8 protein-coding genes are annotated in these 7,619 nt (G+C 73.9%); 6 read left to right on the top strand and 2 right to left on the bottom strand.

Annotated features, from left to right (window positions below):
* Positions 1 to 286 precede the first annotated feature (286 nt).
* The 5 genes from mptB to AC2VNT_RS06445 all read left to right on the top strand — a co-directional run bounded on the left by mptB (position 287) and on the right by AC2VNT_RS06445 (position 5,368).
* On the top strand, positions 287 to 2,014 hold the full coding sequence (gene mptB / locus AC2VNT_RS06465) for a polyprenol phosphomannose-dependent alpha 1,6 mannosyltransferase MptB (protein ID WP_486946064.1): 1,728 nt from the start codon (positions 287 to 289) through the stop codon (positions 2,012 to 2,014).
* Positions 2,014 to 2,955 carry an ABC transporter ATP-binding protein gene (locus AC2VNT_RS06460; RefSeq protein WP_486946066.1) on the top strand — a complete coding sequence of 314 codons (942 nt, stop codon included), beginning with the start codon at positions 2,014 to 2,016 and terminating at the stop codon, positions 2,953 to 2,955. Before mptB ends, AC2VNT_RS06460 begins: the two co-directional genes overlap by 1 nt.
* 71 nt (positions 2,956 to 3,026) lie before the next feature.
* Positions 3,027 to 3,746, top strand: coding sequence for an ABC transporter permease (locus AC2VNT_RS06455; protein ID WP_486946065.1), 720 nt, complete (start codon positions 3,027 to 3,029; stop codon positions 3,744 to 3,746).
* A 29-nt stretch (positions 3,747 to 3,775) separates the two neighbouring features.
* A complete protein-coding gene (locus tag AC2VNT_RS06450; protein ID WP_486946063.1) occupies positions 3,776 to 4,381 on the top strand; it encodes a class I SAM-dependent methyltransferase in 606 nt (201 codons plus the stop codon).
* Positions 4,382 to 4,432: 51 nt separating this feature from the next.
* Complete coding sequence (locus tag AC2VNT_RS06445; RefSeq protein ID WP_486946062.1) at positions 4,433 to 5,368, top strand: COX15/CtaA family protein; 936 nt, start codon at positions 4,433 to 4,435, stop codon at positions 5,366 to 5,368.
* Here AC2VNT_RS06445 and AC2VNT_RS06440 read toward each other — a convergent pair.
* A complete protein-coding gene (locus tag AC2VNT_RS06440; protein WP_486946061.1) occupies positions 5,324 to 6,004 on the bottom strand; it encodes a hypothetical protein in 681 nt (226 codons plus the stop codon). The two genes, AC2VNT_RS06445 and AC2VNT_RS06440, sit on opposite strands and share 45 nt — an antisense overlap.
* A gap of 32 nt (positions 6,005 to 6,036) precedes the next feature.
* On the opposite strand from AC2VNT_RS06440, the gene AC2VNT_RS06435 reads away from it, so the two are divergent.
* Entirely contained in the window at positions 6,037 to 7,014 is a 978-nt protein-coding gene (locus AC2VNT_RS06435) for a quinone oxidoreductase family protein (RefSeq protein WP_486946060.1), read from the top strand.
* A 16-nt stretch (positions 7,015 to 7,030) separates the two neighbouring features.
* Here the strand turns inward: AC2VNT_RS06435 and AC2VNT_RS06430 are convergent, their stop codons facing one another.
* A complete protein-coding gene (locus AC2VNT_RS06430; RefSeq protein ID WP_486946059.1) occupies positions 7,031 to 7,246 on the bottom strand; it encodes a PPW family C-terminal domain-containing PPE protein in 216 nt (71 codons plus the stop codon).
* Between the last annotated feature and the right edge of the window lie 373 nt (positions 7,247 to 7,619).

Raw genomic sequence — 7,619 nt, 5'->3', positions numbered from 1 at the left:
CCTGGATCAACCAGCCAACCCCCGACGCACTCATCAAATCCGCATAAGAAGCTGTCTCACCGACTTTGACATGTTCCGGTTACGCCGCCAACAATCCGGCCGGCGGCCGCGAGCGATGATCCGCATCCTGCCGGCTCTCGGGCTGATCGTCGGCGGGTCGAGCGGCGTGGCCTCCGCGGAGCCGATGCTGCCCGACCGTGACAAGCTCGTGTTGAGCCGCGACGAGATCAGTCACCGCGCCTGCGGTTGCCGGGGAGCTCGGGATACCGGCCGCTACGCTGCAGTAATGCCCGCGCGCCCGCATCAGCTCAGCGAGTCGATCGCGCACTGGCACAGCGACGAGCGCACCGTCGGCTCACCGCTGAACGACGTCGAGCTGGTCGCGCTGCGCCGCACCCGGCTGTTCGGCGGCACCGGAACCGTGCTGATGGCGATCGGCGCGCTCGGCGCCGGCGCCCGCCCGGTGATCCAGGACCCCACCTTCGGGGTCCGGCTGCTCAACCTGCCGTCCCGGCTGGCCACGGTGGCGCTGACCATGACCACCACCGGCGCGGTGATGATGGCGCTCGCCTGGCTGATGCTCGGCCGGTTCACACTCCGTCGCCGGCGGATGTCACGCAGCCAGCTGGACCGCACCCTGCTGCTGTGGATGCTGCCGCTGCTGGTGGCGCCGCCGATGTACAGCAAAGACGTCTACTCCTATCTGGCCCAGAGCCAGATCGCCCGGCTCGGCCTGGACCCGTACCGGGTCGGGCCCGCCTCCGCACTCGGCCTGGACCAGGTGTTCACCCTCTCGGTGCCGAGCCTGTGGCGGGAGACCCCGGCCCCGTACGGCCCGCTGTTCCTCTGGATCGGTCGGGGCATCTCCGCGCTGACCGGGGAGAACATCGTGGCCGCGGTGCTCTGCCATCGGCTGGTGGTGCTGATCGGGGTGGGCCTGATCGTCTGGGCGGTGCCACGGCTGGCCGACCGGTGCGGGGTGGCCGAGGTCAGCGCGCTGTGGCTGGGTGCGGCAAATCCGCTGCTGCTGATGCATCTGGTGGCCGGCATCCACAACGAGGCGCTGATGCTCGGCTTGATGCTGACCGGCGCCGAGTTCGCGCTGCGCGGGGTCGAGTCGTCGCGACCGCTGGCGCCGTCGCCGCTGCACTGGCCGCGGAACCGGGCCCAGTGGCGGGCGTGGCTGCCGCTGGCCGAGCTGCTCGCCGGTGCGGTGCTGATCACGATGTCGTCGCAGGTCAAGCTGCCGTCGCTGCTGGCGCTGGGCTTCGTCGCGATGGCCCTGGCCCGACGGTGCGGTGGCGACCTGCGCGGATTCCTGGTTGCCGGGGGCGCTACCGCAGCCGTGACGGTGGCGGTGATCGGCGTGATCGGCTGGACGAGCCGGCTCGGGTTCGGCTGGATCTACACCCTGGGCACCGCCAACGTGGTGCGCAGCTGGATGTCGCCGCCGACGCTGCTGGCGCTGGCCACCGGCCAGCTGGGCATCCTGCTGGGCTTGGGCGACCACACCACCGCGGTGCTGTCGCTGACCCGTGGCATCGGCGTGCTGATCATCGCGGTGCTGGTGACCTGGCTGCTGTGGGTGGTCTTCCGGGGGCGGCTGCACCCGGTCGGCGGCCTCGGGGTGGCGCTGGGGCTCACCGTGCTGCTCTTCCCGGTGGTGCAGCCGTGGTATCTGCTGTGGGCGATCATCCCGCTGGCCGCGTGGGCCACCCGGCCGCGCTTCCGGACCGCGGTGATCGCGGTGACGCTGATGGTGGGGATCTTCGGGCCGACGGCCAACGGCGACCGGTTCGCGCTGTTCCAGATCGTGGACGCCACCGTGGCCAGCACGCTGATCGTCGCGGCGCTGATCGGGCTCACCCACCGCCGGCTGCCCTGGCGGGCGCCGCCGGAACCCGAACCCGGCATCACCCCGTCCGTGACGCCGACGCCCCCCGTCCCGCCGGTCCGCCCGGACCAGGCCCCCCGACACCGGGCCGCGCCCGGCGCTTACGCTGATTCCCCGTGATCGCCGTCAACCCGACCGCCGCGGAGGCCGCGGTGCGCCTGCGTGGCGTAGGCAAACGATTCGGGGAGACCACCGCGGTCGCCGGCCTGGACTTCGACGTGCACACCGCCGAGGTGTTCGCGCTGCTCGGCCCGAACGGGGCGGGTAAGACCACCACCGTCGAGATGTGCGAGGGCTTCCTGCACCCGGACGCCGGCACCATCGAGGTGCTCGGCCTGGACCCGATCGCTGACCACCAGCGGCTGCGGCCACGGGTCGGGGTGATGCTGCAGGGCGGCGGCGGCTACCCGGCGGCGCGGGCCGGCGAGATGCTGGACCTGGTCGCCGGCTACGCGGCCAACCCGCTGGATCCGCGGTGGCTGCTGGCCACGCTGGGCCTCACCGACGTGGCGCGCACCACCTACCGTCGGCTCTCCGGCGGCCAACAGCAGCGGCTGGCCCTGGCCTGCGCGCTGGTCGGCCGGCCCGAGCTGGTCTTCCTCGACGAGCCGACCGCCGGCATGGACGCCCACGCCCGGCTGATCGTCTGGGAGCTGATCGACGCGCTGCGCCGCGACGGGGTGACCGTGGTGCTGACCACCCACCACCTCAAGGAAGCCGAGGAGCTCGCCGACCGGATTCTGATCATCGACCACGGCGCGGCGGTGGCCGACGGGACGCCGGCCGAGCTGACCCGAGCCGGCGCCGAAGGCCAGCTGCGGTTCACCGCCCCGCCCCGACTCGACCTGTCGCTGCTGGTCTCCGCGCTGCCGGAGGAGTGCCGGGTCAGTGAGGCGCTGCCCGGCGAGTACCTGGTGACCGGGCAGGTGGACCCGCAGATGCTGGCGACGGTGACCGCCTGGTGCGCCCGGCTGGACGTGCTGGCCACCAACCTGCGGGTCGAGCAGCGCAGCCTGGAGGACGTCTTCCTGCAGCTGACCGGACGGGAGCTGCGGCCGTGACCACCGATGATCGCCAACACTTCCCGGCCGGCACCTTCTCCCCCGACCCGCGGCCGAACACCGTGCCGCGGATGCTGGCCGCCCAGTACGGCCTGGAGCTGAAGCTGCTGCTGCGCAACGGCGAGCAGCTGCTGGTCACCATGTTCATCCCGATCACCCTGCTGGTCGGGGCGGCGCTGCTGCCGCTGGGCTCGTTCGGGGCGGACCGGGCCGCCCGGGCCACCACGTTCCTGCCGCTGATCATGGCGCTGGCGGTGATCGCCACCGCATTCACCGGCCAGGCCATCGCGGTCGGCTTCGACCGCCGCTACGGCGCGTTGAAACGGCTGGGCGCCACCGCGCTGCCGGTCTGGGGGATCATCGCCGGCAAGTCGCTGGCCGTGGTGACGACGGTCTTCCTGCAGGCGACGCTGCTGGGCGTGATCGGTTTCGCGCTCGGTTGGCGTCCGCATCCGGCGGGGCTGCTGCTGGGCGCGACGATGATCGCGTTGGGCACCGCCGTCTTCGCCGCGCTTGGCCTGCTGCTCGGCGGCACCCTGCGCGCCGAGATCGTGCTGGGCGTGGCCAACCTGATGTGGTTCGTCTTCGGCGGGCTGGCCGCGCTCACCCTGGAGCACGAGACGGTGCCGGCGGGGGCCCGCTGGGTGGCCCGGCTCACCCCGTCCGGTGCGCTGACCGAGGCGCTGGGCCAGGCGTTGGCGCTCTCGGTCGACTGGCTGGGCGTCGTCGCGCTGCTGGTGTGGGGTGCGGTGGCGGCGGTCGGGGCGCTGCGCTGGTTCCGGTTCAGCTGACCGGCGGCACCGCCTGCGACAATGCTGGAATGGTGGAGCAGAGTCTCTGGATGCAGAAGGTCGCCCACGACCCCGGGCATTCGCGGTGGTACATCGAACGGTTCCGCGAGATGGCCCGCGGCGGTGACGATCTCGGCGGTGAGGCCCGGCTGGTGGACGCGCTCGCCCCGCGCGGCGCCCACATCCTCGACGCCGGCTGCGGACCGGGCCGGGTGAGCGACTTTCTGGCCGCCGCCGGTCACCGGGTGGTCGGCGTCGACGTCGACCCGGAGCTGATCGCGGCCGCCGAGCAGGACCATCCCGGGCCGCGCTACCTGGTCGGCGACCTCGCCGAGCTCGACCTCACCGCCCGCGGCATCACCGACCCGTTCGACGTCATCGTCTGCGCCGGCAACGTCATGCCGTTCACCGCGCCGAGCACCCGCGGCCGGGTGCTGCAGCGGCTGCGGGCGCACCTGGCCGACGACGGCCGGGCGGCGATCGGCTTCGGCGCCGGCCGTGGCTACGAGTACCGCGAGTTCTTCGACGACGCCGCCACCGCCGGCTTCGCCCAGGATCTGCTGCTGTCCACCTGGGACCTGCGCCCGTTCACCGACGGCTCGGATTTTCTGGTGGCGCTGCTACGGCCCGCCTAGCGTTCCTACTACGCAGCGTAGGATCATTTGGTGCTTGTCGGACGATCCCTGATGCGGCTGGTGAATCTGCTGCCGCTGCCCAGCCTGCGCACCCAGCGGGTGCTGGTCGGGGCGGTGGTGGCCACCCAGGGCCTGATCACCGTGACCGGCGCCATCGTCCGGGTCACGGAATCCGGGCTGGGCTGCCCGACCTGGCCGCAGTGCTTCCCGGGCAGCTACGTGCCGGTCGCGGTCGCCGAGGTGCCGCGGGTGCATCAGGCCATCGAGTTCGGCAACCGGATGGTCACCATCGCCGTGGTGATCGCCTCGGTGCTGGCGCTGCTGGCGGTGACCCGGGCGCGGCGACGCGCCGAGGTGCTGGCCTACGCCTGGCTGATGCCGGCCTCGACGGTGGTGCAGGCGGTGGTCGGCGGCATCACCGTGCGCACCGGGCTGGTCTGGTGGACGGTGAGCGTGCACCTGCTGCTGTCGATGACGATGGTCTGGCTGTCGGTGCTGTTCTACGTCAAGGTCGGTGAACCCGACGACGAGTCGGCCGTGGTGCGCCGGCGCGCCCCCGCCCCGCTACGCGGGCTGACCCTGCTCAGTGCGACCACCCTGGCCGCGGTGCTGGTGGCCGGGGCGCTGGTCACCGCCGCCGGGCCGCACGCCGGCGACAAGAGCGCCGACCGGCCGGTGCCGCGGCTGCGGCTGCCGATCGAGGCGCTGGCGCACCTGCATGCGGCGCTCTTCGTCGCCTTCGTCGCGCTGCTGGTCGGGTTGACGTTCGGGTTGGTGACGGTGCGGGCGGCCCGCCCGGTGCTGGTGCGGCTGGCGGTGGTGGTCGCGCTGGCCTGCGCACAGGGGCTGGTCGGGGTGGTGCAGTACTTCACCGGGGTGCCGGCCGCGCTGGTCGCGCTGCACGTCGCCGGGGCGGTGCTGTGCACCGGCGCCACCGCCGCGCTATGGGCGTCGATGCGACAGCGGACCCAACCCGAGCCGCTCTAGGGCTGACTCCACGGCCAGCACGAACCCGCGCTGCGCCACGTCCCGCTCGGCGCCGGTCAGCTGCCGCCAACCCAGCTGCGGCGCAACCAGATCCAGGCCCGCCAGGCGTGCGTCGGCCGGCCCGCCGACCACGTCGGCGCGGGCGTAGAGCAGCTCGTCGATCCGGATGCTCAGCCGCTCCGCGGCGACCCGCAGCGCGAACCGGCCCAGGTCCCACAGCTCGAAGTCGGGGTCGGCGCCGGCCGCGCCGAACGCGTGTGACCGCCCGCCGCCGAAGAAGACCAGCGCCGTCGTCGGCTCCGGCTCCGGCCCGGCCAGCGTGGGCACCCCGTCGTGCTGCAGGTCCAGCAGGTAGCGCGGCTCGGCGTTCCAGGCGATCGCGTCGGGCGGGTTGAGCAGGTTGGGCACCCGGTGCGCCCAGGCCAGGAAATCCTGCAGCCGGGCCCGGTCCGGGGCGGCGCGCAGGATCACCAGGTCGGCGCGGAGCGCCTGCGGATCGTCCCAGGCCAGCCAGTGGGCGTGCAGGCCGCGGCCGCGCAGCGCGCCCACCAGACCCTCGTCGTCGCCGCCGGCCGGCGGCTGACCGCCGGCCAGCACGATCCGCGGATGGAAGATGTCCGGCCGGGCCAGCTTCATCGGAGCCTCACGCCTTCAGGATGATAGTCGGCATGCACGCTGTGGAAGTCGCCGAGACCGGCGGACCGGACGTCCTGCGCTACGTCGAGAAGCCCCGTCCCTCCCCCGCGGCCGGCGAGGTGCTGATCCGGGCCGAGGCGATCGGGGTCAACTACATCGACACCTACTTCCGCTCCGGGGTGTACCCGGCCGAGCTGCCGTTCGTGGTCGGCAACGAGGCGGCCGGCACCGTCGCCGAGGTCGGCGCCGGGGTGACCACGCCGCGCGTCGGTGACCGGGTGGTGACCGCGGCCGCGCACGGCGGCTACGCCGAATACTGCACCGCGCCGGCCGCGGCGGTGGCCACGGTGCCGCCCGGGGTGGACCTCGACGTCGCGGCCGGCGCGCTGCTGAAGGGGCTGACCGCGCACTACCTGATCACGTCGGTCTACCCGGTCGCGCCGGGCGACACCATCCTGCTGCATGCCGGGGCGGGCGGGGTCGGGCTGATCCTGACCCAGTGGGCCACCACCCTGGGCGCCCGGGTGCTCACCACCGTCTCGACCCCGGGCAAGGCCGACCTGGCTCGGGCCGCCGGCGCCGCTGAGGTGCTGGACTACCCCGGCGCCGATCCGGCCGGCTTCGCGGCGCGGGTCCGCGAGCTCACCGACGGCGCGGGGGTGGCCGCGGTCTACGACGGGGTCGGGGCGACCACGTTCGACGCCAGCCTGGCCAGCCTCGCGGTGCGCGGCACGCTGGCGCTCTTCGGCGCGGCAAGCGGGCCGGTTCCCCCGGTCGACCCGCAGCGGCTCAACGCGGCCGGGTCGGTGTACCTGACCCGCCCGACGCTGGCCCACTTCACCCGCAGCCCGCAGGAGCTGGCTTGGCGGGCCGGCCAGCTGTTCGACGCGATCGCGGCCGGTTCGGTCCGGGTGACGGTGAGCGGGCGCTATCGGCTCGCCGACGCGGCGAACGCACACCGGGACCTGCAGGCGCGCCTGACGGTCGGCTCGCTGGTGCTGCTGCCCTGACCCGGGGCGGTCTGCGTCACCAGCCGCCCGGGCGCATCGGGGCGCTCGGCCCGACGCCCAACTCGTCCCCGGCGCCGGTGGCCAGGCCGGCCGGGGCGGCGCCGTCCCCGGTCCGGGTTCCGACGAATCCCAACGGTCCGCCGCCGTGTCCGGAGGCCGTCGACGACGGCCCGCCGTGATCCGGGGAGGCAGCCACGTTCATGTCCACGAACTCGTCACCGTGGTCACGCATCCCCGCACGCCGCCGCCGACCCGCACGCGTGCGATCCCGAGCCGCCGTGGCCGCCGCGGCGCTTGCCGCCGCCGCTTCGGGCGTCGACGCCGCCTTCTTCGCACCGGAACCGGCACTCGCGCTCTGCGAGCCGAACCCGATGCTCGGCGGGCCGACGAGGTAAGGCGGGAAGAACCCCGCCACCCCACCTGCGGCGGGTGGCGGCGGCGGTGCCGGCGGGGTGGCGCTGGTGGTCGCGCTCGCCGGGGGCGGCGGAGCCGGTGGCGGCGTGGCCGATGCGACGGCCGCCGGCGGCGGGGCGGAGACCGCCGCGGACGGCACGGTGGGCATGGGATTCGGCGGCGTCGTCGGCGCCGGCAGGTCCATGGGGTGT

Source organism: Mycobacterium sp. TH-M15, assembly GCF_057473705.1.
This window is presented reverse-complemented; position numbering and strand designations above follow the sequence as displayed.

Coding starts and splice junctions, on each gene's coding strand:
- AC2VNT_RS06445 (WP_486946062.1), top strand. CDS start 4,433: ATGCGGCTGGTGAATCTGCTGCCGCTGCCCAGCCTGCGCACCCAGCGG.
- AC2VNT_RS06435 (WP_486946060.1), top strand. CDS start 6,037: ATGCACGCTGTGGAAGTCGCCGAGACCGGCGGACCGGACGTCCTGCGC.
- AC2VNT_RS06440 (WP_486946061.1), bottom strand. CDS start 6,004: ATGAAGCTGGCCCGGCCGGACATCTTCCATCCGCGGATCGTGCTGGCC.
- AC2VNT_RS06455 (WP_486946065.1), top strand. CDS start 3,027: ATGCTGGCCGCCCAGTACGGCCTGGAGCTGAAGCTGCTGCTGCGCAAC.
- mptB (WP_486946064.1), top strand. CDS start 287: ATGCCCGCGCGCCCGCATCAGCTCAGCGAGTCGATCGCGCACTGGCAC.
- AC2VNT_RS06450 (WP_486946063.1), top strand. CDS start 3,776: ATGGTGGAGCAGAGTCTCTGGATGCAGAAGGTCGCCCACGACCCCGGG.
- AC2VNT_RS06430 (WP_486946059.1), bottom strand. CDS start 7,246: ATGCGTGACCACGGTGACGAGTTCGTGGACATGAACGTGGCTGCCTCC.